The 26,753-nt window shown below is 44.8% G+C and carries 22 protein-coding genes and 1 other RNA gene; 11 read left to right on the plus strand and 12 right to left on the minus strand.

What is annotated here, in order from left to right; all coding sequences use genetic code 11:
* Positions 1-66: 66 nt before the first annotated feature.
* From dnaE to cysE, 5 genes are all read left to right on the plus strand, one after another.
* The gene (dnaE, locus tag RT034_RS08710; RefSeq protein ID WP_313016005.1) at positions 67-3,636 is read left to right on the plus strand and encodes a DNA polymerase III subunit alpha; all 3,570 of its coding nucleotides are present in this window, start codon (positions 67-69) and stop codon (positions 3,634-3,636) included.
* Positions 3,637-3,808: 172 nt separating this feature from the next.
* On the plus strand, positions 3,809-4,153 hold the full coding sequence (locus RT034_RS08715) for an Hpt domain-containing protein (protein ID WP_159374874.1): 345 nt from the start codon (positions 3,809-3,811) through the stop codon (positions 4,151-4,153).
* A gap of 24 nt (positions 4,154-4,177) precedes the next feature.
* Positions 4,178-5,014 carry an RNA methyltransferase gene (locus tag RT034_RS08720; protein WP_313016006.1) on the plus strand — a complete coding sequence of 279 codons (837 nt, stop codon included), beginning with the start codon at positions 4,178-4,180 and terminating at the stop codon, positions 5,012-5,014.
* 48 nt (positions 5,015-5,062) lie between these two features.
* Positions 5,063-6,211, plus strand: coding sequence for an acyltransferase family protein (locus RT034_RS08725; protein ID WP_313016007.1), 1,149 nt, complete (start codon positions 5,063-5,065; stop codon positions 6,209-6,211).
* A 72-nt stretch (positions 6,212-6,283) separates the two neighbouring features.
* Positions 6,284-7,252, plus strand: coding sequence for a serine O-acetyltransferase (cysE, locus tag RT034_RS08730; RefSeq protein WP_313016008.1), 969 nt, complete (start codon positions 6,284-6,286; stop codon positions 7,250-7,252).
* Between the two features lie 53 nt (positions 7,253-7,305).
* On the opposite strand, the gene RT034_RS08735 is transcribed toward cysE, so the two are convergent.
* On the minus strand, positions 7,306-8,823 hold the full coding sequence (locus RT034_RS08735; RefSeq protein WP_313016009.1) for a S41 family peptidase: 1,518 nt from the start codon (positions 8,821-8,823) through the stop codon (positions 7,306-7,308).
* Positions 8,824-8,846: 23 nt separating this feature from the next.
* Positions 8,847-10,469 (minus strand): 2,3-bisphosphoglycerate-independent phosphoglycerate mutase, encoded by a 1,623-nt coding sequence (gene gpmI, locus RT034_RS08740; protein WP_313016010.1) that lies wholly within the window; start codon positions 10,467-10,469, stop codon positions 8,847-8,849.
* 280 nt (positions 10,470-10,749) lie between these two features.
* Between gpmI and ssrS the strand changes: the two genes are divergently transcribed.
* A non-coding RNA gene (gene ssrS, locus RT034_RS08745) (6S RNA) lies at positions 10,750-10,948 on the plus strand.
* Positions 10,949-11,007: 59 nt separating this feature from the next.
* On the opposite strand, the gene RT034_RS08750 is transcribed toward ssrS, so the two are convergent.
* The 8 genes from RT034_RS08750 to hemW form a co-directional block, all read right to left on the minus strand.
* Positions 11,008-12,306 (minus strand): NCS2 family permease, encoded by a 1,299-nt coding sequence (locus tag RT034_RS08750; RefSeq protein ID WP_313016011.1) that lies wholly within the window; start codon positions 12,304-12,306, stop codon positions 11,008-11,010.
* 219 nt (positions 12,307-12,525) lie between these two features.
* Positions 12,526-13,668: a type II secretion system minor pseudopilin GspK gene (gene gspK, locus RT034_RS08755; RefSeq protein WP_313016012.1), complete on the minus strand. Its 1,143-nt coding sequence runs from the start codon at positions 13,666-13,668 to the stop codon at positions 12,526-12,528.
* Between the two features lie 107 nt (positions 13,669-13,775).
* Positions 13,776-14,600, minus strand: coding sequence for a PulJ/GspJ family protein (locus RT034_RS08760; protein ID WP_313016013.1), 825 nt, complete (start codon positions 14,598-14,600; stop codon positions 13,776-13,778).
* Positions 14,597-15,013, minus strand: a complete 417-nt coding sequence (gene gspI / locus RT034_RS08765; protein WP_313016014.1) for a type II secretion system minor pseudopilin GspI — start codon at positions 15,011-15,013, stop codon at positions 14,597-14,599. Before gspI ends, RT034_RS08760 begins: the two co-directional genes overlap by 4 nt.
* Before the next feature lie 2 nt (positions 15,014-15,015).
* Positions 15,016-15,678, minus strand: coding sequence for a prepilin-type N-terminal cleavage/methylation domain-containing protein (locus tag RT034_RS08770; RefSeq protein WP_313016015.1), 663 nt, complete (start codon positions 15,676-15,678; stop codon positions 15,016-15,018).
* An 83-nt stretch (positions 15,679-15,761) separates the two neighbouring features.
* Positions 15,762-16,463 (minus strand): TetR/AcrR family transcriptional regulator, encoded by a 702-nt coding sequence (locus tag RT034_RS08775; RefSeq protein ID WP_313016016.1) that lies wholly within the window; start codon positions 16,461-16,463, stop codon positions 15,762-15,764.
* Positions 16,464-16,709: 246 nt separating this feature from the next.
* Positions 16,710-17,495, minus strand: coding sequence for a TatD family hydrolase (locus tag RT034_RS08780; protein ID WP_144917799.1), 786 nt, complete (start codon positions 17,493-17,495; stop codon positions 16,710-16,712).
* A gap of 78 nt (positions 17,496-17,573) precedes the next feature.
* Complete coding sequence (hemW, locus tag RT034_RS08785) at positions 17,574-18,722, minus strand: radical SAM family heme chaperone HemW (protein WP_313016017.1); 1,149 nt, start codon at positions 18,720-18,722, stop codon at positions 17,574-17,576.
* Positions 18,723-18,920: 198 nt separating this feature from the next.
* On the opposite strand from hemW, the gene RT034_RS08790 reads away from it, so the two are divergent.
* The gene (locus RT034_RS08790) at positions 18,921-19,961 is read left to right on the plus strand and encodes a hypothetical protein (protein ID WP_313016018.1); all 1,041 of its coding nucleotides are present in this window, start codon (positions 18,921-18,923) and stop codon (positions 19,959-19,961) included.
* Positions 19,962-20,171: 210 nt separating this feature from the next.
* Positions 20,172-21,548, plus strand: a complete 1,377-nt coding sequence (locus RT034_RS08795; protein WP_313016019.1) for an MATE family efflux transporter — start codon at positions 20,172-20,174, stop codon at positions 21,546-21,548.
* A gap of 216 nt (positions 21,549-21,764) precedes the next feature.
* On the opposite strand, the gene cysK is transcribed toward RT034_RS08795, so the two are convergent.
* Both cysK and RT034_RS08805 read right to left on the minus strand, forming a co-directional pair.
* Positions 21,765-22,781 carry a cysteine synthase A gene (cysK, locus tag RT034_RS08800; RefSeq protein WP_313016020.1) on the minus strand — a complete coding sequence of 339 codons (1,017 nt, stop codon included), beginning with the start codon at positions 22,779-22,781 and terminating at the stop codon, positions 21,765-21,767.
* A gap of 198 nt (positions 22,782-22,979) precedes the next feature.
* Positions 22,980-23,879 (minus strand): LysR family transcriptional regulator, encoded by a 900-nt coding sequence (locus RT034_RS08805; RefSeq protein WP_313016021.1) that lies wholly within the window; start codon positions 23,877-23,879, stop codon positions 22,980-22,982.
* A gap of 132 nt (positions 23,880-24,011) precedes the next feature.
* Here RT034_RS08805 and RT034_RS08810 point away from each other — a divergent pair, with 132 nt between their 5' ends.
* The 3 genes from RT034_RS08810 to dapD all read left to right on the plus strand — a co-directional run bounded on the left by RT034_RS08810 (position 24,012) and on the right by dapD (position 26,228).
* A complete protein-coding gene (locus tag RT034_RS08810) occupies positions 24,012-24,488 on the plus strand; it encodes a CidA/LrgA family protein (RefSeq protein WP_313016022.1) in 477 nt (158 codons plus the stop codon).
* Between the two features lie 58 nt (positions 24,489-24,546).
* Positions 24,547-25,236, plus strand: coding sequence for an LrgB family protein (locus RT034_RS08815; protein ID WP_313016023.1), 690 nt, complete (start codon positions 24,547-24,549; stop codon positions 25,234-25,236).
* Between the two features lie 170 nt (positions 25,237-25,406).
* Positions 25,407-26,228: a 2,3,4,5-tetrahydropyridine-2,6-dicarboxylate N-succinyltransferase gene (gene dapD / locus RT034_RS08820; RefSeq protein WP_313016024.1), complete on the plus strand. Its 822-nt coding sequence runs from the start codon at positions 25,407-25,409 to the stop codon at positions 26,226-26,228.
* The last annotated feature ends 525 nt before the right edge of the window (positions 26,229-26,753 follow it).

Here is a 26,753-nt window from a genome sequence, read left to right on the forward strand (position 1 = left end):
AGGTTCGCAGTTTGGCAATTCATAGTATAATAGTGGGCTAAAGATGAACCGCAATAAAGGCAATCCATGGCATTTGTACACTTTGGTATTCACACCGAATTTTCTATCACTGACTCGATTGTACGCATCAAAGCGCTGGTCAAAGCTGCCAAAGCCGACAACCAACTGGCGCTTGCCATTAGCGATTTATCAAACCTGTATGCCACGGTCAAATTTTATAAAGCTTGCTTGGATGCCGGTATCAAGCCGATTATTGGCTCTGAAGTCTGGCTTGAAAATGATAGTACGACGGTAACGCTACTTGCCAGCAACCAAGTCGGCTACAAGAATTTGACCAATATCGTGTCAAAAGGCTTTGTCGATGGTCAAGTAATGGGCAAACCGATTATTCAGCGTGACTGGATTTTTGAGCGCAGTGAAGGCGTGATTGTGCTGTTCACCGAAAAATCAGACGTCGGTCAAACCATGTTATCAGGTCACCCAGAAAAAGCCGATAGCCTACTACAACAATGGCAAACCACATTTGCCGATCGTGTCTATTTTGCCATTAAACGCACCCAACGCGCCAATGAAGACCGTTTTATCGAGCAAGCCATTCGCATGTCCAATGCCTTTGATGTGCCTATCATTGCCCATAATGACGTGCGTTTTTTGACAGACGATGATTTTGAAGCGCATGAAGCACGGGTGTGTATCGCCAATTCGCAAGTGCTTGCCGACCCCAATCGCCCACGTGATTATTCCTCTGAGCAGTATTTAAAAACCCAAGATGAGATGACTGCCCTGTTTAGTGACATGCCAGAGGTAATTGACAATACCTTGGATTTGGCAAAACGCTGTAACGTCATTATTCCTATGGGTCATCACGATTTACCCGAATTCCCCATTCCCGAAGGCGATACCATTGAAACTTTCTTTCGGCGCACCGCCCAAGAAGGTCTAGAAAAACGCCTTGAAAAACTCTACCCCATCGAAAAACGCGACGACAGCTGGGCAGAAAAACGTAAGCCGTATGATGCGCGTTTGGAGTTTGAACTCACGACGATTTTGAATATGGGTTTCCCCGGTTATTTCTTAATCGTGATGGACTTTATCCGCTGGTCAAAAGCCAATGATGTGCCTGTAGGTCCTGGTCGTGGCTCAGGCGCGGGGTCGTTAGTGGCGTATTCGCTCAATATCACTGACTTAGACCCGCTAGAATATGACCTACTGTTTGAACGGTTTTTAAACCCTGAGCGGGTATCCATGCCAGACTTTGACGTCGATTTTTGTATCGAAGGGCGCGACCGCGTCATTGATTATGTGGCGCAAAAATACGGACGAGAAGCGGTATCCCAAATCATCACCTTTGGTACGATGGCGGCAAAAGCGGTGGTACGTGATGTCGCGCGCGTTCAAGGTAAATCGTATGGTCTTGCTGATAAAATCTCCAAACTTATCCCCAAAACCCCAGGTATTTCGTTGGCTGAAGCGGTTGAAGCAGAACCGCAGCTCAAAGATTTGCTTAACAATCCTGACAACATGGATTATGAAGATGCCAATGAGATTTGGGAAATGGCGGTACGGCTCGAAGGGATTACCCGTGGTGTTGGTAAACATGCAGGGGGCGTACTTATCGCGCCGACCAAAATCACCGATTATAGCGCAATCTATTGTGATGAAGAGGGTCATCCCGTCAGTCAGTTTGATAAAGACGATGTGGAAGCAGTTGGCTTGGTAAAATTTGACTTTTTGGGTCTGCGCAATTTAACGGTAATTAATGCGGCGGTTAAAAATATCAATGCGCGCCGCGCTAAAGAACAACAGCCACCGCTTGATCTTGAGACTTTACCCTTAGACGATAAGCCCACCTACTCCCTGCTACAAGATGCCCATACCACCGCTGTGTTCCAGCTTGAAAGTACCGGCATGAAAAAATATTTGGCCAAGCTTAAACCGACCAATATTGAAGACGTTATCGCCATGTGTGCGCTGTACCGCCCAGGTCCACTAGATGCCGGGATGGTCGATATGTACATTGACCGTAAACACGGCCGCGAAGAGGTCATCTATGACCATGACCGACTTGAGCCGATACTGGAAAATACCTATGGGGTGATTGTCTATCAAGAACAGGTGATGCAAATCTCGCAAGCGATGGCAGGCTATAGTCTAGGCGGTGCCGATATGCTACGCCGCGCGATGGGTAAGAAAAAACCCGAAGAAATGGCAAAACAGCGCAGTATTTTTGTGGAAGGGGCAATTGACCAGGGCATCGATGATAAACTTGCAGGCGGCGTGTTTGATTTGATGGAAAAATTTGCCGGCTACGGGTTTAACAAATCACACTCAGCCGCATACGGTGTATTAGCCTATCAAACCGCCTATTTAAAATACTACTACCCTGCCGAATTTATGGCGGCGGTCATCACCTCGGATATGAATAATACCGATGGCGTGGTGTTTTTTATCAATGATTGCCGCGAAAATTTTGGTTTAAAAGTAGAAAACCCCAGCGTTAACCACTCTAAGTGGGCGTTTGTGCCGATCAACCCGACGACCATTGTGTATGGGTTAGGCGGTATTAAAGGTGTCGGTGAAGGTGCCGTAGAGTCTATCGTGGAAGCGCGAAACGCGGGCGGTGAGTTTACCGATTTGTATGATTTTTGCCGCCGTGTTGACACACGAAAAGTCAATAAACGTACCCTTGAAGCATTGATTAAAGCAGGCTGTTTTGATAGTTTTGCGCCAAAGTTACGACCTGATTTGCCTGCGAATGAAGCTTATCACATCCGTGGCGCGTTACTTGCCGAATTGCCAAAAGCGGTACAAGCAGCCGAGCAACAGCGTAGCAATGACAGCCTAGGGATGATTGATTTATTTAGCGATATACAAGAAGTCACTGCGCCACCACCGCTGCCTCGTGAGCCTGTCTGGACAGATGCTGAGCGCTTAAAAGGCGAAAAAGACACGCTAGGACTTTATCTCACCGGTCACCCGATTGATAGTTATCGCGATGAGTTAAAACGCTATACGCCAAAGACATTGGGCGACTTGAGCGAAACCAGCTATGGCGAAACCGTATTTTTTGCAGGCTTGATACTCGATGTGGCAAACTTTGGTAATCGCTCAGTGATTACCTTAGATGACGGTACAGGTCGTATCGAAGTGAGTTGTTATGCCGAGCGCTTTGCCCGCGTGAAAGATAAGCTTAAAGTGGAAACCGTGGTGATTATCGACGGCTCTATTCGTGAACGCGATGGCACGTTTTATGCCAGCCTACAAGAGGTAATGACCTTAACCGATGCGCGCAAACGCTGGCTCAAAAAAATCAGCATCAAAATTGCAGGTCATGATATGGCACTGTTTGAACAAATACAACAATTGTTAGCAACCGCCAATCACTCAACAATTCACTATTTATCGCATCAGTTTAATCACCCTGCCGATAATGCCCAATTTGTGGACAGTCAGCCCGCCAATGCATTGGCTCAATCGGGTCAATTAGGGGTACCGATTAACCTATGTGTGTATAATGATTATGCGATTGCCCATCTTAATATGCCAACGCATTGGCAAATTGTGCCGACAGAAGAGAATTTTGGCAAACTCAAAAGCTTGGTCAATGAAGAAGATTTGCATTTACATTTTAGTTAGCGTCTGATTTTGGTGAATTTGTCCGATAAACCCATCATGCGATAAACGTTTGTATCCCTTAAACTGACTTTCATCAAAGTTTTGATAAAATTCAATGAGATATGGGCTAAAATAAGCCAATCAAATTTAATCAATGATGTTTTATTCAATGTCCCATCAACAGGAAACTCATATGACTCAGCCATCCCATATTAGCCTACCCCAGTTTGAAGAATTAAGAGCGTTACTTGACGAAGATTTTGTCGATTTGATTCATACTTATATGCAAGATAGTTTACAACGTTTATCGGAAATGGAGACAGCGTATGCCAATTTAGACAACCGTTTGGGGTATAATGCAGCGCACGGCTTAAAAGGCGCTAGCTCTAACCTTGGCGCAACCGAGCTGACCGAACTTTGTTATAAACTGCAAGAAATCTGCCGCACAGGTCATATCCACCAACATGAACAATTGATTGAAGAAATCAAAGCGGAATGCCATGCAGTGAATGACCAAATACAATCGCTTATTGCGTAACGACTGGCTAAAATTTGACAACCCATGGTAACGACTGACACTAACGCTTCCCAGCAACCCTTCTCAACCCTTGCGGCATTTTTAGCCGGTATTCGCATTGTGATGGTGAATACCACCTTGCCTGCCAATATTGGCTCTGCCGCCCGCGCCATGCACACCATGGGTCTAACACAGCTCACGGTAGTGGCGCCTAAACTACCGATTGACGAAGATGCCTATGCCCATGCGGCAGGTGCCAAAGCAATTTTAGATGCTGTGACTATTTGCGACACCCTTGAGCAAGCCCTGCAAGATTGCCACTGGGTGATTGCTACCAGTAGTCGCCAACGCCATATTCCAAGACCCGTATTATCGCCCCGACAAGCGGCTGAATTGATGGTCACTAATTTTCACAACCTTGACGATATAATCACAGTCTCTGCGCATCGCAATTGGCAACTTGCTATTGTGTTTGGTCGTGAAGATCGGGGTTTAACAAATGAAGAGCTGCAATTGGCCGACTACCATATTCAAATTCCTGCCAATGCTGAGTATGGGGTATTAAATGTGGCGGCTGCGGTTCAAGTGATTGCCAGCGTTTTTTACGAAACCGCCGAATTGGCATTGACGGCAAAAACAGCGGCTGAAAAATCCATTGATTTGACTTTTCGCCAACAGTGGGATGAGCCGCCTATCTCAAATGAGCAGCGTTTACAGCTAGAAAATAGGCTGTTGGCATTGCTGGAGAATTTAGATATCTACAATCCCGCCCAATCTAAAGTGATGCCTCAGCGTATTAATCGACTTCTTAGTAGGTTACAGCTTGATATTAAAGAATATCAGTTGCTCCAAGCCACCATCGCAAAATTAATGAAACGATAAAGCATTACTCAAACGATAAATTATTAACCCGTTAAGCGCTCAAAGTTTATGTCTGCCACTGTTTTGCTTGCTGTTGTGTTTGTGCTGAGCTTAACGCTTGTCACTTGGCTCCTCAATCAACTCCCCCAACGGATGATTGTAGGGTTTGATGCTACCCATCGCCATTCCCCATTAGATGGTATCCGTGGCATTTTAGCGCTATCAGTGTTTACTCATCACTTTTTTAAAAATTATTTCTTTCAAACGACGGGGCGCTGGCAGTCACCCAATATTGATTTTTTTACCAACTTGGGTAGTGTGCCGGTATCGCTGTTTTTTTTAATCACCGGATATTTATTTTTTGGTAAGCTCAAACAGCCGCGGATGGATTGGCAATATCTTTATCGCTCTCGGCTGCAGCGCATTGTGCCGCTGTATTTATTTTTGGGCATTTGTATCGTCGCTATCTATTTCACCCAGCAACATCTGCCGTTACCCCTGTCTGAATGGCAGCAATGGACGCTGCGTTGGTTAAGCTTTAACAATCAGTCGCTTAAAAATTTTTACGCTTGGCCGCTGGTCGCGGGCGCGGCTTGGACGCTACTTTATGAGTGGGGTTTTTATTTTAGCCTACCGTTACTGTTTTTATTGGTGCATCCCAAACAACTAAGCCATTGGCAAAATATCGCGATGCTGATGATAAGTTTGCCTGTGTTGTATTACGTTTTCACACATACTATTATCAAGCTGTATGGGTTATTTTTGTTGGCTTTTTTTGCAGTTTGGCTGCAAGATTTTTTTAAAAATTTATTGGCAAAATTTCCTGTGGTTTTTGCAATCGCTTTATGCCTACTAACCCTGTTTATTTTATTTGAAACATCGGCGTATTCTTATTGGCAAATGCTACTTTGTGGCTTACTGTTTTGTTTTATCGCCAACGGTTTTACGTATTTTGGCGTGTTATACCAACAAGGTCTAAAGGTCTTGGGTGAATTAAGTTATAGCTTATATCTGACCCATGGTTTGGTCATGTATGTATGGTTTAATTTATTACACTTGCATGACTTTAGCCAATCGATGACAGCCTATGTGTGGACGTACCCGCTGGTGTTGGTATTCGTTGTTATGTTTGCTGTTATAGGCTACAACTATATTGAAAAACCTTTGATGCATCGACCTAACTCTCGCCGTGATACCACAACAGTATTGCAATCATAGCCAATCATAGCGTAGCTTAATGAGTTCGTGATATCATAATCCCTTAAAATTTTTATAAAATCGGTAGTCAGTATGTTGTCCGTCATCCAAAATTTATCCAAAAAAACCCAGACCATCAAAGCAGAATTACAAGAGGACATCCAAGCGGTGTTTGACCGTGACCCTGCGGCACGTAACACCCTTGAAGTGCTGTTGACTTATCCTGGCGTCCATGCGCTATTGATTCACCGCGTCGCTCACAGTATGTGGCAACACAATAACAAAGGCTTGGCACGGTTTGTATCCTTTGGTAATCGATTTTTGACCGGGATTGAGATTCACCCTGCAGCAAAAATTGGGCGTCGATTTTTTATTGACCATGGCATGGGTGTGGTCATTGGTGAAACCGCCGAAATCGGTGATGATGTTACCTTGTATCATGGCGTCACGCTTGGCGGGGTATCATTAAATGAAGGCAAACGCCACCCCACGCTGGAAGATGGCGTGGTTGTCGGTGCAGGTGCCAAAGTATTAGGCGGATTTACCGTGGGTAAATATGCCAAAATCGGCTCCAATGCTGTCGTTGTCAAAGAAGTGCCTGCCGGTGCGACCATGGTAGGCGGTGCCGCGCGTTTGATTCATGATAAAACCAAAGCAGAGCAAATGGGGCTTGATAGCTTGGCAAATAATGGGGTAACCCCAGCTGACGACTATATCGAAAAAACCGTCATCAAAAAAACAACCGATGCTGAGCAGATGAAAGCGGTTGAACAAACCTCTATCAACACATCCGCTACCCATGAGGAAGATTGCAATAAAATTAAGCTAGAGCAAGCGGGTGTTTTTCATCAATATGGGATTGACCCCAACACCCCAGACCCTGTGGCAATGACTTTTATCAAAATGCTCGAGCACATTCGCCAGTCTGAAGCGCGCCTTGATGAATTGCAAAGTGCGATGTGCAGATTGGATCCAAATTTCTGCAAAAAACAATATACCAAACTTGATGTGAGTGATTTGGATGCCGTTGATCCGCAATTTTTTATGGAAGATGAATTATAAAATAAATTCCACCTGATATTAGATATTATTGGGTGACTGCTTAGGTGGTTAGCTTAAAAAGACTGGGGCGTTGGTGTAGGTTTAAGTAAAAATTGATTGCTTCGTTTGGTGGTTTGCAAATCTGCTAATACCTGATCTTGCCAACTCGTTTCTGCCCCAGTCAGAGCCACATCGGGTTTGACGCCTACGCCATCAATTTTCTCGCCTTTACTTGAGTAATAATGCGCGACCGTTAGCTTTACCGCTTCGTTGTCATTGATGGGTACAATGCTTTGGATAGAGCCTTTACCATAGCTAGTTTCGCCATACACCTTGGCACGTTGGTTGTTTTGTAGCGCACTGGCTAATACTTCAGCCGCCGAAGCAGAATAACGATTTTGCAACACCACCAGCGGTAAGTCCGCAAATTGGGCTTTGCCGTGCGTGCGCATCACCTCTTGTATGCCTTGCCGATTTTTAATCTGCACAACCACTTTATCGTTCATAAATAAGCTTGCGATATCATTGGCAGCTGACAACACGCCACCTGGGTTATTGCGCAAATCCAGTACCAGCACGCTAAAGGGCTGATTTAATTTGGTAAGTGCCATTAAAAATTGCTGCTGGGTATTGTTTTGAAACACGGGGATTTGTACCACCGCAACACCATTAATGATGTTAGTACTCATGGCTTGTTGTTGTAACAAGGTTCTTTGCACCACCACCAGATGTTTACGACGACCTTTATCCGAGACTAACAAGCGAGCCGTTGTCCCTGCAATGCCTGTCAGCAGCTGATCGACATCTTGTGGGGTTCGCGTGCTGTCCAGCTTATTATCATTGATTTGATGCAAATAATTGCCGCGCTGAATACCAGCTTTTGCAGCAGGCGAGTTGGGCAGCACGTCATCAAACACCCAGCTATCTACATCGGCATGAAAACTGACACTCACGCCAATACTGCCAATATCGCCTTCGGTAAATAACCTTAAGTTTTCAAACGCGTTTGCATCCAGATATTCAGAATAAGGATCGAGCGCCGCTAAAGTGCCTGCCATCGCATTGGCAAACAGCGATTCATCATCGACATTCGTCACATAGTTTTGACGGATGATATCAATCATTTTGACAAATTTTTCGACCGTGACGGGTGATACTGCCCCCAACGCCACTTGCTGGATTTGCTCAGAGGCTGGCGCGATGGGCTGAGTCGCTGGATTTGGCTGAGTGGCGGGATTAGCCACCATAGGTGTGTTTGACGTAATATCCACTTCCCCGCCATCGTCAGCGCCGTCATCCGTCAAATTATCGTCATCAGCGGCATCTGGTACACCATTAGGTGCATTCACTACACTAACGGGCACGGTAGTAGGATTAGTACCCGCAATCGCCTGAGTGATTGCAGGTTTTAATGCCGTTTTATCGGTTTTTGCCGCAACTGAGGCAGCAGAAGTAACAGGTGATTTGACAGGCGCACTGACAGTCGGTCGGTTAGCAGCATAACTCAATGAACCTATCCCCCATAATGCCAGCGCGATAACGTGTCTTTTGAAAGTAAGGCTGGATAGTGGTTTGAGACGCTGCATTACCATACGATAGTTGCACCCATTAACTGTTAGTTTGCTACGATTAAGCTTTCACCTGTCATTTCGGCAGGTTTGGCGAGGTGCATTAAGTCCAATAATGTTGGCGCGACATCTGATAGCTTACCACCTGTGCGAATGTGCACGGTATTAGGCGCTTGCTCATTGACATAAATAAATGGCACTAGCTCTGTGGTATGCTGGGTGTGTACCTGTCCGCTATCATAATCCTGCATTTGTTCAACATTGCCATGGTCAGCGGTAATCAGCAAATGGCCATGATTGGCAATCACACAATCGGCAATGGTTTTTACACAGTTATCTAACGTTTCGACGGCTTTGACAGCGGCATCGAACAAACCTGTGTGCCCTACCATATCACCATTGGCATAATTCACAATCAGTACATCATACGCACCGGAATTGATGGCATTGGTCAATTTTTCAGTGACTTCTGGCGCACTCATTTCAGGTTGTAAATCATAAGTAGCAACCGAAGGCGAGTTGACCAAAATCCGATGCTCCCCTTCAAACTCTGCTTCACGCCCACCACTAAAAAAGAAAGTCACGTGCGCGTATTTTTCGGTTTCAGCAATGCGCAGTTGGGTTTTGCCTTGCGCTTGCAAATACTCGCCCAAGGTATTGGTCAGCGATGTCGGTTCAAAGGCAATACTGGTCAAGCTATTGTTTTGTAACTCATCGGAGTATTTAGTCAGCATCACAAATTTTGACAGCGTTGGCAGTTTTTCACGCCTAAAGCCGTCAAAATCAGCGGACACCAGTGCTTGGCTAATTTCGCGGGCGCGGTCGGCACGAAAATTCATAAAAATCACACTATCATTGTCTTGGATAGTACCAAAGTCAGCGTTTTGATTAGCATAACGCACCCAAGTCGGTTTGACGAACTCGTCACTTTCACCTGCGCCATACGCTGCGCTAATCGCTTCAGCACCTGATTGCACCACCCGTTCTGCTTTGGCTTGGGTCAGCAAATCATACGCTTGCTGTACCCGATCCCAACGTTTATCCCGATCCATCGCAAAGTAGCGACCAATGAGACTGACCAAATAAGCCGTGCCCTCATATTGCTCATTAAGCGTGGCAAGCGCTTGTTCTAATTGTGCAACATAATTGTCAGCACTTTTAGGGGGCGTGTCACGACCGTCCAAAAATGTATGGATAAAGACCTGCTTTGCACCCTGCTGCAATGCCAACTCCACCATCGCGACAATATGATCTTGATGCGAATGAACCCCGCCATCCGATAACAATCCCATGATATGCACATTGGCGTTTCGGTCATTAGCAAGCTTTACCGCTTCGGTTAATGCAGGGTTGCTAAAAAATTGCTGTTCGCGGATTTCTTTGTGAATACGGGTAGAGTCTTGGTACAAAATACGACCTGCCCCCAAATTCATATGCCCGACTTCAGAGTTACCAAACTGCCCTGCAGGTAAACCCACGTCTTCACCTGACCCTGAAATCAACCCATGGGGATAATGCTGATACAAATAATCAAGGTTTGGAGTATGCGCCGCGGCAATGGCATTATCACGCTGATCTTCGCGATGCCCAAAACCATCTAAAATCATCAACACATGAGGGATTTTTTTGACCGTCGATTGATGGGTAACCGAGTTAGATGCTTGATTCATTGTTGCCTCTAGAAAAGCTAAAATAAGGAAAATACGAAACTAGTATTAAAAAAATTTTGAAAATTATAGCATAGCTCGCTCCATCTCTTTAACCCAGATTTTGCGTGATTCTGTTAACTGCAAAGCCTGTTAAATGCTAAGCGAGATGATGAGAACAAAAAACCTTGTGATGTGTTTTGAAGGTTTCAATGATGTTTTGACCGTCAAGTGTGATTAATTTAATCAATCATTGAATTAACGAGCGAGCTTTTGCATCATTTTAGGTAATCTGCTACAATACATGCATCTGGGGTATTCGCCAGTTTATGGTTTTACCTGAGCTGATAATTTATATAAGGGTATGCGTTCTTTTCACTTGTTGTGCAAGCCTGCATCCAGCTATGCTGCGATGATTCAGGAAGCCTTAAGAGTGGTTGCCATACCCACCCTGAACGTTACAGTTCATGGGTTCACATAGACAGCGGTACTCTGGACCAAAATTCAATAAAAAACCATCTAACCCAATTCGGTTAGATGGTTTTTTTTGCTCAGCCATTGATTAACTTAAAAAAACCAATTTTGCCAATAAAATCACCGTTAACACCCAAACCGCAGGGCTAACTTCTTTATAGCGTCCACTCACCAATTTGGCAATGGTATAGGTGATAAAACCTAACGCAATCCCATCCGCAATTGAGAAGGTAAGCGGCGTCAACAGCAGCACTACCGCGACAGGTGATGCTTCGGTCAAGTCATCCCAATCAATCTCACGCAGCGTAAATAACATCAATACCGCGACATAAAAAATCGCCCCTGCCGTTGCATACGCAGGAATCATCCCAGCCAATGGGGCAAAAAATAACGCCAATAAAAACAACACGCCCACCACAATGGCGGTCAAACCGGTGCGTCCACCTGCTGCCACCCCTGCGGTGCTTTCTACATAGCTCGTTACCGATGAAGTCCCTAGCAATGAGCCTGCCACAGCCGCCGTTGAGTCAGCAAACAAGGCTTTACCTAGATTCGGGATTTGACCGTCGGTAGACATTAATCCCGCTTTTTTGGTCACGCCAATTAATGTGCCTGATGTATCAAATAACACCACAAATAAAAAGGCAAAAATCACGCTAACCATACTCACATCAAGCGCGCCTGCAATATCTAACTGCATAAAGGTCGGTGCAATCGATGGCGGCATTGACACAATCCCTGAGTAATGGGTTTCCCCTGCCAACAAGCTAATCACCGTCACAATTAAAATTGACAACATCACTGCCGCAGGGACTTTACGCTGCACAAATACGACAATCAGAAAAAAACTTAAAATCGCCATCGCAGGACCAAAATCGGTGAGTTTGCCCATGGTCACAAACGTGGCGGGACTCGCCACAATGATGCCCGAGCTTTTAAGCGCAATAAATGCTAAAAACGCCCCAATCCCTGCCACGATACCTTGTTTAAGGGTATAGGGAATCGCGTTGATAATCCATTCACGCAGTTTAAAGGCACTAATTAGCACAAAGAGCAAGCCTGAAATAAATACCGCGCCCAACGCCACTTGCCAACTTTTACCCATCCCCAAGACGACAGTAAAGGTAAAAAACGCATTCAAACCCATGCCAGGTGCCAATGCCACGGGCAAACGCGCAATCAATCCCATCAAAAAACAGCCCAGCGCTGAGGCTAGACACGTCGCTACAAATACTGCCCCTTTATCCATCCCGGCTTTTGCTAGCATGTCGGGATTGACAAAGATAATATAAGCCATGGTCAAAAAGGTTGTCAGACCTGCCAGAATTTCAGTTTTTATCGTTGTATTGCGGCCATCTATGCCAAAATAGCGCTCGATTACATTCATCTATGTTCACCCAATTTATTCATCCAATTTATGCGTCTAGGTTGCATCTGTATCCGTTGTGTTGACAACGCTTTTGTGCCCGTTTTCTGCCCCATCGTCATTCAACAACGCCCAAGAAAAACCCCTTATTTTACCCTAGAATACGCCAGCAACAAATAACTGATTAAAATAAATACAAAATAACTGGGAATTTTGAAGCCAATTTATTGCGCTGCTGCATTATTGGGCAAAGGGTAAAAATTGGCGGTTGTAAGTGATGAGTTGTGGTGGCGTGTTATTTTGTGTGTTATTTTGCGTATTGACTGGTGCTGGCATGGGTGTCGCTGGCACACCAGAAGCAGCTGCTGGGTCATTGTCAGCTTTAGGTAAAATCTTAGCGATTTGGCTATGCAAAAAAAGCTGCTTGTCGTCACTTTTGACGCTGACAACGACGCGAAAACTTTGACTTTGGGTGGATAACAGCTTGGCGATGCGTGCTTTGTTACGCTCGTCAATGTTGGCAAAACTTGGCACGGCCCATAATTGACTCAAGTTTTGCACCGGTAGATTGTTTTCTCGGGCATTCGCCCAATTGATGATTGCTGTATCGTCGATTTGGTGGGTAGCTGCCACATTTGAAGCTGCGCTAGTGTCTTGCCCAGATTGTGAGTTGTCATCGCTGTCCGAACGGTTTGAGCCTTGCGGATGGTTGCCGTTGGTTGCGGTGGGTGAATTCACCAGTATGCTTAATAGTTCGGGCTTCACTGTGTTGATATTCATGGGCAGATAATATGGCACTGCGGTCAGATAAGGCGCTAATTTTTGCAATCCTTCGCTATCCATACCACGCACATGTTGCAATTCATTGACTGAGATAAAAGGCTGGTTGGCAATACCCATCGCCATTTTTTTGCCCGTACTTTGATAATACGCTGCTTCTGCGCCGCCATCGGCACGGGTGTCACTGTCTGGGTCTTGCCAATCGAGCACCGCCATCGCAATATTGGGCGATAAGCCATTGGCTTGTAACAGCGCTTGAAAAAATGCCAATGCCGTATCATCCACTTTGCCATCGTGATACAGGTTGTTCACATTAAAACGGCTGGCATCATCGTCGATTTTAATGCTGACTTTGGCTTGATTCATGGTTTGCTCAGCTATGGGTTTTGCCCAAGCGTCTGCTAAACTATCGACTTGGTTGACTTGGCTGTCTTGCGCGATCAAATTGGTCGCCATAGCTTCCCCTGCCAAGGCATATTCCCTAAGCTGCCCTTGACCTTTGGTCAGCTCAAATTCTCGAATCATTACTTTTTGATTGGCAAGCATACTGCCTGCCACGATGGTAATCGCCACCACCAACAACAAAATAGTCAGGAGTGCCATCCCTTGTTGCCCATGCCGATATGGGTGGCTTGCTATGGCAACATTTGCAAAAATTTTAGATGGAGTGCGGTTTGTTGGCATGGTTTACTTGGCAGAATTTGATTGCATTATGGGTTCGGTGCGTTTGGCGGTGTGTTTGGTAACGCAAATCGCCAAGTAATCGGCTCGCCTTGGTAACTAAAACTAAGCTCGATGCCGCGTGGTAACTGCTGATAAGGCGTTAAATCTATACTGTTTTGCAAATTGCCATTTTGATCTGTTGCGTTATCAGGCGCGTTAGGGAGCGGGTTGGTTGAAGCATTGGCCGTTTGATTGGTCTTTTTTTGCGCTTGTATTTGCTGAACTTTTTGCAGCGTGGCTTCATCTGGAAACACACTCACCGCGTCAGGCGTCAATGCTCGCCAGCTGGCGTCCTTGATCCCTGTCAATAACACACTGGTTGCAGTGGTTTCATTGTTGTCGTCTAACTGATAAAAACGCTGTTTTGTCAGTGTTTCACCTGCCAACGAATATTGTATTTTTGCTAGCATAGGTGATGGCTGATAACGCGGATCGGGCGCAGCAAAACGGATAAAACTCATTTGTGAGGCATTTAATACAAAGGTTGGCGTCATAGTGCCACTATTCGCCGATGCCGTATTATTGGTATTAGCATAGGCAGTCGCTGATACGATTGGCACCGCCACATAATTGCTGGTTTGTGCCAAATCTTGCGACAGCTGTAAATAAGCATAATCCAGCTGTGATAATGATTTTTGATGTTGGTAGCCGCGCTCGCGACTTTTGGTCAGACTATCCATAATCTGCCATCCCGCCAATGCCAGCATCGCAAAAATCACCAACGCAATCATCAGTTCGATTAAGGTAAAGCCTTGCTGAGATGATTTATGTGCTGCTGTTGCAGGCGAGGAATGAATAGAAGAAGGGCTCACGGCGTTGTTCCCATATCCTTTACCAGCACCGCATCAATATCCACCACGTCTTTTTTTGGTGTGCCATCAACAATAGGCGCGACGCGAATATGAATGGGTTGGACAAAGCCTTGACTGGTTTGTATGGTTTGCGGTGAGATGACCACTTGCCATTGACGACCTTGCGAGGTGATTTGCCGAGTATCAGAAGCCGCGAGCCAAGTTTTTTGTACTCGTAATTCTGCCAACATGTTTTGCGCCACATAATAGCCAAAGGTTCGTGTTTTCATGTTATCCACGGACTGTACATAACTGCGACTGGCTTGGCTGGCTGATATCGCAACCACCGCCAAAATCGCTAATGCCACCATGACTTCAAGTAACGTAAATCCTTGCTGATGTTGCCTGATAGCCAGTCTATTTGAGATAGCCATGGTCATTTTGCCACCTCGATTGCCCCAGCTTGGTTGACGATGATGGGATTGCCAACCGCAAAGGTTTGTTTGTCAGCATTGGTTTTTTGGATGCTGATTTGCACGGGTGTCGCCTCGCCTGTCCCAAACCACACCACAGGCGGTGCTTCGCTGCCGCTTAACCAGTTGGCGGTGGGTTGGGTATTCTGGGCAGTGGTGGTGTTAAATGGGTTATCCAGTGGGCGGATTTTGACGTCAAGGTTGTCTGGCACATCCAGCGGTGGGATTTGTTTTTCTATCACCCATTGGGGTGGCGCAGGTTGTGAGGTTATGGCGGTGTTGGCAGAGCGAAGAGCGGCTTGAGCGCTAGCATAGGCATTTTCTAATTTAACCACCACCAGCTGATTGGGCGCGTCATTTTGCGGCAGTTTGATTGCCAGCCCATAGGGCTGCATGCGTTCTGTTGATAACAGGCGTACATAATCAAGATTACTGGTCAGACGCTCATAAAATGCCGTGTTTCTGCGATTTTCGCTACCCCCCACCGATAGGCTCATCATCCCAGCAAAAATAGATAAAATGACAATGACCACCATGATTTCGATTAAGGTAAAACCTTGTTGCCGACCCATCGCACTGGGTGCGGGAGTGAAAGTTTTACAAGACCGACCAAACAGCAATCGCATCGTCATGCACTCAGACAAAACAGGGATAGTTTATAAAGCTTAACCGGGGGTGATGATAGTTAACTAGTATTCTTTGATATTTACTATTTGACATTGCGCGGCGTCAAGTTTGACTCAGTCTGTGAATTTGCTGTATGAGTAGCAGCGTTTGATTGACTCGCCCCAGTAGGCGCATCGAATGATTGTACCGCAGCAGGGTATTGCTTGGGAATGTCTAAAATATGCTGAACCAAGGCAAAACGTAAAGTATCGCGGCGACCGAGATAGCGTTGGTAAAAACTAGAATTCAGCAGTCCTGCACCGCCTTGACCCATCGCCCAAATGGTTGACAGATAGTCTCGGGTACTCATGGTACTGTGTAGCGATTGCAGGTATTCAGCCGTGGTATTGATTAATCGCTTCATGCGTTCACGGCGAATTTCATACAACTGCGAAAAAAGCTTATTAAGCCCTACGGCAGAATTGGCTAAGCGCTCTTCGATTTGGTTGAGTAATATGGCTTTTTGCGGATTAATCAGTTGAAACAGCGTAAGACGTGCCACACCTGCGGCAGGACAATCGCCGACTTCACTGAGCGCAAGTAGTTGCTGCTCATGACGGATAATGATGCGTAAAAACAATTCATCTTTGCTGGTAAAATGCTTGTATAGCGTACCTTTGGCTAGGTCTAGCTGCTCGGCTAAACTATCTAGGGTGATATCGCCTTCCCCAGACTCTAATAGCAACTGCTCGGCAACTGCTAATATCACTTCTTCACGATTTTTGAATTGTTGTTGACGACTCATTGATTACTCCATCAGTCTGTTCTAGTAGCCCCTATTGTTGACGAGACCCGTTACATCAACCCATCTACGCACAACTGTTAAATGATAAAAAAATGCCCGCTTATTAACCCAGCTTAATAACCTCGCTTAGTAACATAGGAGCAAGGTTGTTACGTATGATACATGACTGATGAGTCATTGCCAAATGTTTTATCACATAAATTTTATTACCTACTTAATAAAGTATAAAGATTTCGTTAACTATTTTTAAGCATATTGATGTAATAATGCGTCAAAATTTTGATGGGTTAAGTGCGCGAACTCATCCACTGGCATGTCATAATGCTTGGCGAGAAAATCCGCCACATAGGGTACAAAAGCAGGCTCGTTAGATTTGCCGCGTTTGGGCACTGGCGCAAGATAAGGGCTGTCGGTTTCAATCAAAATGCGATCTTTAGGCAGTTTTTTCGCTACTGCTTGTAATTCAGTGGCGTTTTTAAAGGTCACAATCCCTGATAAAGATATATAAAAACCCAAGTCCAAGGCTTTTTTGGCGGTCTCATAATCTTCTGTAAAGCAATGAATAATGCCATGCTCGGCTTTTTCTGCTTTTAATAAATCCAATGTATCGTGTTTCGCCTCACGGGTATGGACGATAATGGGTTTTTTTAGGTGCTGACTGGCATGGATATGGCGGGCAAAGCTGGCTTTTTGCTCTATGCTGTTTTCTGTTGACCAATAATAATCTAGCCCCGTCTCGCCAATCGCCCAAACATGCGGCTGATTTGCCATTTCAACGAGTGTCTCAACTGTGGCACTTTTTAGCATAGCAATGTCTTCGCAGGGATGCACGCCCACACTCATCCCCAACGTTAGCCCGTCAATTTTCGTATTGATAATCTCATAAATAGCATCGTATTCATCCAGCTCACACATAATCGCCATAATCCGCTGCACATTGGCATCCTTTGCGGCTTGTAAGGCTTGACGGATATCACCTTGATATTTTTCTAAGTCCAAACGGTTTAGGTGCGCATGGGTATCGGTAAACATATCACTCTCTTTTTTTAATTGATTGACGCTTAAATAAGGCTGCGGCGCATAAATTCAATCAAATGTGCAGTCGAAGCGTTAGTCATCGGGTAAAAATTCTTGCAACACTTGGTTTAAAAATAAAAACCCTTGCGCTGTGCAGTGGATATGGTCACCGCTTAACTCAACCAAACCACGATTGTGTAGTTTTATCAATTGCGGCTCAATGACTGACCATGCCAAGCCTGTTCTCTGTGTCCAAAACTGTTTGGGCACGCCATTTTTTAGCCGCAGCCCATTCATCATAAATTCAAACGGTAAATCAGACGGCTCGATGGCTTGCCAACCTATCGCCGACTGATTAACCCTATAATCTTTTGGTAAGCGAGATTTACTAAACCGGTAAATGCCATCAGACCGCGTGACTTTACCATGCGCGCCTGCCCCAATCGCCAGATAATCGCCAAACTGCCAATAGTTGAGATTATGCTGACTGGGCTGAAAATCTACCTGCCTTGACCATGCGGACACTTCATATTGTACAAATCCATTGGCTTGCAAAAGCTGAGCGCCTTGCTCAAAAATATCCACCAATATCTCGTCATCGGGCAAAATCGGCGTATTGCGATAAAACACAGTATTGGGCTCAATGGTGAGCTGATACCACGAAATATGCGAAACGCCCAAATCAATCGCTTGCTGCAAATCGCTCAGGGCATCTGCCAATGTCTGGTTGGGCAAGCCATGCATTAAGTCGACATTGAGCTTTTTGAACCCTGCTTGCTGGGCGTTTTGAACAGCTGAAATGGCCTGCTGCGGGTTATGAATCCGCCCCAAGGCAGCAAGTTTTTGGGTTTGAAAACTTTGTACGCCAAGCGACAACCGATTGATACCCACCGCTAAATATTCATGAAATGGCGCATGCTCCACGGTAGCAGGATTGGCTTCCATGGTGATTTCACAATCGTGCGTCAGTGTTAACTGGGCATTGATGCCCGCAAAAAGCTGCCGATATTGCGCAATCGGCAGCAGCGATGGCGTACCGCCCCCAATAAAAATGGTGGAAATCTTGCGCCCTTGTACAAAGCTTAGCTGGGTTTTTAAATCGTCTAATAAGGCATCAACATAGCCTACAAAATCAATCGGTGTACGGCTTTCATGTGAGTTAAAATCACAATACGGGCATTTTTTAACACACCAAGGAATATGGATATAGAGCGACAAAGGGATAAGGTTTGGATTTGGCATTAATCAGTAACTAATTCATTTGATTGATAATTTAACACGCTATAGCCAATAATTTTTTGATGATAATCGTTACTATTTGGCTATACTTTAAAAAATAACAATGGTAGCATAGCCCCAAACTTTTATTTTGATTTTATTTAATAATTTATCGCTATTAGTTATTGCTATTTCATCTATTATCAAGGAAGGATTGTCATCATGTCATATACCCAAGCGCCTTGTAAAAAAGCGTTTTATAAAATAGGCATGCTAACTGCGTTCACCATCGCCCTATCTGCGTGTGGTGGCTCAGGTAGTGAGACTGTCGACAATGCCCTAAACGATGCCAATGAGAGTTATAAAAACATTGCAACGGATGTCCGCGATGCCTACAAAAAAGTCGAGGATAAATTAACCAATAAAGAAAAAAGCATGGCAGAGATTTTACAAAGTATCTTTTTGCCCGAAGACAGCTTAGATAATTTTTTGGACAAAATCACCCCAGAAGGCGGTAAAGGGGGGTTGTATGTTGGCTATTTTGTAGAAGACAACGACAACGAGCCCAATGATAGCGACCTGGGCGTGGTGTATTTTGATATTGGCAATGATTATGCCGCCTCGGTGTATGGTCAAATGAGCTATCAACAAAAAACTTGCCAAGACCCAAACACCTTAACCACAGAAAAAAACGCTATTAAAACTGACCAAAAGATGGGTGGTGTGCTGTCTGGTACACTCGACCCAGCAGCAAAGCTTGATAATACGGTTCTTAAATTTTTACAGTTTGACGAATTAAAAACCTCTGTGGCGGGCATGCCATTTAATGGCGATTATAATAGCAATCAGGATTATTGGGATGGTCAATATAGTTATGAGATGGGTGTCGATTTTGGCAAACAATTATCTGACAATAAAGACGGCTGTGATGTCAACTATACCTTAGGCGGCGATGGCGATTTTAAAGTATTGCCCCTCACCGCTACTATCGGCAATTTAGGCGTTAATCTTACGGGGACAGGTAGTACCCTAAACCTCAATTGGACTGCGCCTGCCAACACCGCTCGCACGCTTGTCACCCAAATCAACTTGGATAAAGCCACTGACCGCGGTATGGGTTTTGTACGCACCAACCAATTAACCTATGGCACTACTTTTACCCCCTTTGTGGATGCCACCAAAGCCAATTATGCGTTTGTGGTACAGACCTTTGATGCGACTAATAAACTCACAGGCTATCAAGCCATGATTAAAGCGCTTTAAAAGCTATTGTTGTAAAAAAGCCTTTATCAAATTGTGGCGACATTTGATAAAGGCTTTTTTATGTTGACGCTATCACAATCAAACGCTAACTTTTTTTGACCTGTTAATTTGCTAACCTGTTAAACAATAAATTAAACAATAAAAAATCATGCCGCAAAATCTGTTAAACTGCCGCCTTTATTGAATTTTCAACGAATATTTGGTCATTACATGCTGTCAGCTATTGCTCGTCAAGACTTAAAACAATTATTTGTCTTAACCTTACCTATTTTAATCACCCAGATTTGCCAGTCAGGGCTTGCCTTGGTGGATACCTTACTCGCTGGTCAAGTCTCCGCGCTAGATTTATCGGGCGTGGCAATCGGCGCGGGTATTTGGATGCCCACGTTTTTGCTGGCGGTTGGTATTTTGCTTGCCACCACGCCATTGATTGGGGAAGCGATTGGTCAACAGCAACTACAAAAAGTGCCGTTTATCACCCAACAATCGCTTTGGCTGGCGCTTATCATCGGTATTATAGGGTTTGTGGCGGTTAATCAGCTGCATTATTTGTTTGATTGGATGAAGGTACCGAAGGATATTCAGCATATCGCGCAAAAATTCTTGTTTGGTATTTCTTTTGGGTTTCCTGCGGTCTGTCTATATACCTCGCTGCGCTGCTACACCGAAAGCTTAAAACATCCCACCGTGGTCATGGTGATTAGCCTGATTGGTTTGATTTTAAATGTGCCGCTCAGCTATGCGTTTATTCATGGCGTCACCCTAGGCAAAACTGTGCTGATTCCTGCCATGGGCGGTGCGGGCTGTGGTTTTGCCTCTGGGATTGCGTTATGGATAAATTTACTGATGTTGGTAAGCTATTTGACTTTAAGCCCCCAGTCAGATTTTGCCAATCAACGGTTTTTTGCCAATTTTGCCGGTATGAATTTTGCTCAGTTGCGTCAGCAATTATCAATTGGCATTCCCATTGGTATGTCGATTTTTTTTGAAGTAAGCGCCTTTAGTCTAGCTTCCATTATCATCAGCCCACTGGGTGAAATCGCGGTGGCAAGCCATCAGGTCGCGTTGACGATTTCATCGCAGTTATTTATGTTCCCTTTCTCAGTCGCGATGGCGCTCACCATCATGGTGTCAAATCGCTATGGCGCCAAAGATTACCGAGAGCTTAAACGCATCAAGCTCATCGGCATTGCTGTAGCTACGTCATTTGCGGTGATTAGCATGTTGTTAACTGCCATTTTTCGGCAAACCCTGCCAACTTTCTTTAGTGAAAACCCGCAAGTGATCCAGCAAGCCGCGCTGTTGTTATGGTTTGCCACCGTGTATCAGTTGTTTGACGCCTGGCAGGTCAATTTTGCGGGGATTTTGCGCGGTATGCAAGATACCACAGTGCCGATGTTTATCACCTTGTTTTGCTATTGGGTGGTGGCGATTCCGCTGGGTACCTATTTGGTGCGCCATACCGATATGGGGGCTAAAGGATTTTGGATCGCGCTGGTTGCAGCGCTGGGATTGGCGTCACTACTGTTAGGGACGCGTTTATTACGTCAGCAAAAACGCTTAAAAATGGCTTGGCAACAAAAATAAGTCAGTAATAAAAACGACTTGAAAAGAAATGAGTGACAATGATTGAAAAACTCGCTTAGGCTATTTATTGTGGATTATTCTTTATAGGTCATGGGTTGATGACAATATTTGGGTTATTCAACCGATGATTTTATAGATATTTTAAATTAAAAAATAAAGTAAAAATAAATTAAAAAAGGGCTAACTAAAGCCCTTTTTATCGTTCATGAAAGCTTGTTAATTAAAGTTTTCGCCAGTGAAGATACCATCAAATAGCACACTCGTTAAATAACGCTCACCACTGTCTGGCAGAATAACTACAATGGTTTTGCCTTGCATCTCAGGGCGGCTTGCTAGTTGATACGTCGCCTGCAGCGCTGCACCGCAAGAGATACCACATAAAATACCTTCTTGGGTCATCGCCCGTCTTGCCCATGCAATCGCATCATCGCCAGTTACCGTGATGACTTCATCAAGCAAATCAAGCGCAAGATTTTTTGGGATAAAGTTGGCGCCAATCCCTTGGATTTTATGCGGACCTGGGGTGATGGGTTTACCTTCACGCGTCTGGGTAATAATCGGTGATTCCGCAGGTTCAACCGCGACGGTATAAAGCGGCTGATTTTTTATTTGTTTAAAATAACGGGCGATACCCGAAATCGTCCCGCCTGTACCCACGCCTGCCACTAGTGCATCGACCTTACCCGCGGTGGCATTAAAAATCTCAGGTGCGGTGGTTTTGACATGGGTGTCTGGGTTGGCAGGGTTATCAAATTGTTGCGGCAAAAAGTATTCGCCAGGATGGTTGTCATGGATTTCTTGCGCAGCTTCCACCGCGCCTTTCATACCTAGCGAAGGTTCAGTGAGCACCAAGTGTGCGCCCAACGCCGCCAGCACTTTACGGCGCTCCATACTCATCGAGGCGGGCATGGTCAGCGTGATTTTATACCCTTTGGCTGCTGCCACAAACGCCAACGCAATCCCCGTGTTACCGCTGGTGGGCTCGATGATTTGCATACCTGGCTTTAATAGCCCTGCTTGCTCGGCGGCTTGCACCATGCCCGCACCGATTCGGCATTTAACCGAAAACGCCGGGTTACGGCTTTCGATTTTGGCAAGTACGGTCACCCCCTGTGGCATGATATGATTAAGATGCACCAGCGGCGTGTTACCAATAGCATCGGCATTGTTGGCATATACCGCTGTGCCAAGGTTGGCGGGTGCGGTGTAGTGATCATCAGGTTGTTGTAGCATAAGTATTCCCTTTTTTTGAGGTATTGTTGAATGATTTTACGTCAGTGATTTTGCGGTGTCTAACGCCATTTGGTAAATTCCATATATCAAAAAGCATTAACACACGGGTCTATAATACAAGGCTGTAACACAAAGCCGTAACACGGTGCGATAAGAAAGTTTATCAAATGTTTATAGCTTGTCGATTAAACTTTCCCATTAAATTTTATTATCAGCTTGGCGCTGTACTACATTTAACCAAGCTTGCATCGCTGGGGTCAACGGTCGGTGTTTTCGCCATGCCACCACCATTTGCCAAGTCAAATTGGGCTGGACAAGCGGCAGGCAAACCAGCTGTTTGTCATCGAGTTTATCGGTGTAATATTTGGGCAATAGCGTCACCCCCATGTTTTTTTTCAACAAAGTTGTCAGTAGTTGCCATTGGTTGGTGTGGCAAACGATATTGGGTTCGAAGCCGAGTTTTTGGCACTCTTCGACAATCATTGAGGTAAATGACGAATGGGACGCAAACAACATTAACGACGCATTTTTTAAGGATTTTAAAGTCACTTGTTTGATGGTATGGCCCATATGCTGCCGGTGTGCCACCATCATAATGGGATAATCGCATACTGGGATACAATCAAAGTCCTCTTCAATCGGTTGCATCAAGGTACACACATCAAGCGTATCATCGAGCAAGGCTTGTTTTAACGACTCTGCGCCATCTTCTAGCAAAGACAGCTCAATATGGCGATAGGATTGATAAAACTCAAAAATCGCATCGCTCAACAACTCACCCCCGAGCGGTGACAACCCTAGCCGCAGCTGCCCGCGATCCATGTGCTGATATTGTGTCACCGTCTGCTCAAGGTAGCCGACTTGTTGTAACACCGTCTGCGCCTGCTCATATACCAATGCACCAATTTCGGTCAGCGCAATGTCCCGCTTGCGGCTCATCAGTTGCTTATCAAAAAGCGCCACGCCCAGCGTATCTTCCAAATTGGAAATGGCTTTGGTGACGGTTGGCTGCGTCAAACTCAATGTATCGGCAGCATGAGAAAAGCCGCCGGTCTTCACCACAGTGATAAAGCATTGAAGTTGTTTTAAGGTCATCATATTTCTGAACTGCCCAAAATAGCTTTATAGATTTTACGCATAATTTTAAAAATATTATTCATATTTTTTGTTAATGGGTTTTTTATACTAGATATCTCAATTGTTGATGACTTGTTTACCATGAAACGCGCTATGAATCTTCCAACTTTTCAGCAGATTTTCCCCCATAAACTGTTACCTCATAAACTGCTATCCCATAGAATAGACCCTATGTTACAAAAGCCACTGGTCAAAATTTTACTGCAAATCGCCCTCATTGGTGTGGTATGGGGCTTAGCTGACATCCTCAAAAAATTATTCAACCTTCCTATGTCATCTGGCATTGTGGGGCTGTTTTTGATGCTGGGATTACTATTGACTGGGGTCATTAAACTCGACTGGGTCAATGTCGGCGCGAAATTTATCTTGGGCGAGTTGGTGCTGTTATTTATTCCGCTGATGATGTCGATTACCCAATATCAGCAGTTATTTTTTGCTAAAGGTTGGCAGCTGATGATTACCATTGTCGTAAGTACGGCACTGGTGATGCTCAGCTCTGCTCTCACTTTTATACTAGGCAATCGTGTGAAACGCGCGTTGTATCGCCGCACGCACCATGCCCATCACTAATCAAACTTATCAAGACTCATATACTATTAATCATTAATCATACCAATCGTAATTTACTATGAATATTATCTCTATCGGCTGTTTACTTTGGACTATCTTGGCGTATATTTTAGCAAAGCGGGTGTATGCCCGTTTCCCAAAATTTTGGCTCAATCCTGCCATCACGGTGGCGACGGTAACGATTGTATTGATGATTGTGTTTGGGATTTCTTACCAAACCTATTTTGCCGATACCGCTTGGATTGTTGAGTTATTGGGCCCTGCAACCGTGGCCTTTGCCATACCGATTTATCAGTATCGTCAATTGATTTACCGCTATGCTGCCGTGCTTGCGGTGTCGATTGTGGTGGGTATGTTGGTGGGTATTGCTAGCATCATGGTGTTTTCTCGCGTGTTTAAATTTGATGCCACCCTCACCTACAGCTTGATGGCACGGTCAATCTCTACCCCATTTGCGATTGATTTGGCGCAGCAGATTCATGGTTCAGCGGCGCTCGTCTCGCTATTTACCTTAATTACAGGGGTGGTCGGCATGGTGATTGGCGATATGGTACTGGCCTGGTCAAAAATCCGTTTTCATCTTGCCCACGGCGTGGCATTGGGTAATGCGTCACATGGTTTTGGTACTGCAAGAGCCAGTCAGCGCCATGAAAGCGAAGGCGTGATTGCCAGTCTGACGATGGTATTGGCAGGGTTATTTATGGTGTTTTTTGGCCCTGCGCTGATTCATTTAATGACGGCTATTTAACCCATGCTTTTTAAGCTATTTAATACATGCCTTTTAATACGTACCTTGATTTTACAACACCTCAAAGCTAGCTACTCATGAAAACTTGCCAAAATGACGTATTAATATTTGCCAAACAAAATAAAATTAGCGACAATGACCTACCTTTTTTTGGATTGTAGGAAAAAATTATGTCATTACAACAGATTATTGAAGATGCGTTTGAAAACCGTGCCAACTTCAACCCCAATGACGCCACCGACGATGTGCGTGCTGCCGTCAATGATGTGCTCGCCCAGCTCGATGCGGGTACCTTGCGTGTGGCAGAGAAAAAAGACGGTGAATGGATCGTCAACCAATGGGTCAAAAAAGCGGTATTATTATCCTTTCGTCTGAACGACAACCGCATCATGAATGGCGGTCGTGACCTGCAGTTCTTTGATAAAGTCGAAACCAAATTTTCAGACTGGGGCGATGAACAATTTGCCAAAGCGGGCGTGCGCGTGGTGCCACCTGCCGTCGCGCGTAAAGGCTCATACATTGCCAAAGGCGCTATCTTGATGCCATCTTACGTCAATATCGGCGCCTATGTCGATGAAGGCACAATGGTCGATACGTGGGCGACAGTGGGTTCATGCGCCCAAATCGGTAAAAACGTGCATCTATCAGGCGGGGTCGGCATTGGCGGTGTCCTTGAGCCGCTACAAGCCAACCCAACCATCATTGAAGACAACTGCTTTATCGGTGCGCGCTCAGAAATCGTTGAAGGTGTGATTGTTGAGGAAGGCTCGGTGATTTCGATGGGCGTATATATCGGTCAATCAACCAAAATCCTAGACCGCGAAACAGGCGAAATCAGTTACGGCCGTATTCCTGCAGGATCGGTAGTCGTGTCGGGCAGTTTGCCAAGTAAAGACGGTTCACACTCGCTTTACTGTGCGGTAATCGTGAAAAAAGTTGACGCACAAACGCGTAGCAAAACATCTATTAATGACTTGTTGAGAATGGAATAATATCAAGCTTTAATAACTATAGAGAGTGTTTCGAGTAACTTCGTAACACTCTCTAATTTTTTATACTTAAATAAACTCAAAGTCTAGAAATTAAAGATGTAGTTAAATCCGCCAAAAATGTTGAGTTAAAAATTGGTGGGATTAATAGTTATTTCTTTGATACTGCCTTGGCTTATAAGAATTTTGAAATTTATATAGATTTTAAAATTAATGATAATTTCTTAAATAATGACTGGCTACATCGTATTGATTGGCGATTTTTTGATGAATTATCTAACTTTAATAGAATCTTCCTAATTTTTACACCCTCTAACTTAATCTTATATCTAAATCGCACTCTGATAAGTCTTGATATACTCAACAACATCGAGCCTGAAATTAAACAATCTGAATTTGGTTCGTTCTTCATTTCAGATAATAAAGAAGAAGTCCTTACATTGATTTTTTCATACATAAAAAAATTTTCTATGATTAGGTTGTGTTGAACATTTAATATACAAAAGAACATAATGAGGAAATTTTGAT

Origin of the sequence: Moraxella sp. CTOTU48841, assembly GCF_032061225.1 — a bacterium.
GTDB lineage: Bacteria > Pseudomonadota > Gammaproteobacteria > Pseudomonadales > Moraxellaceae > Faucicola > Faucicola cinerea.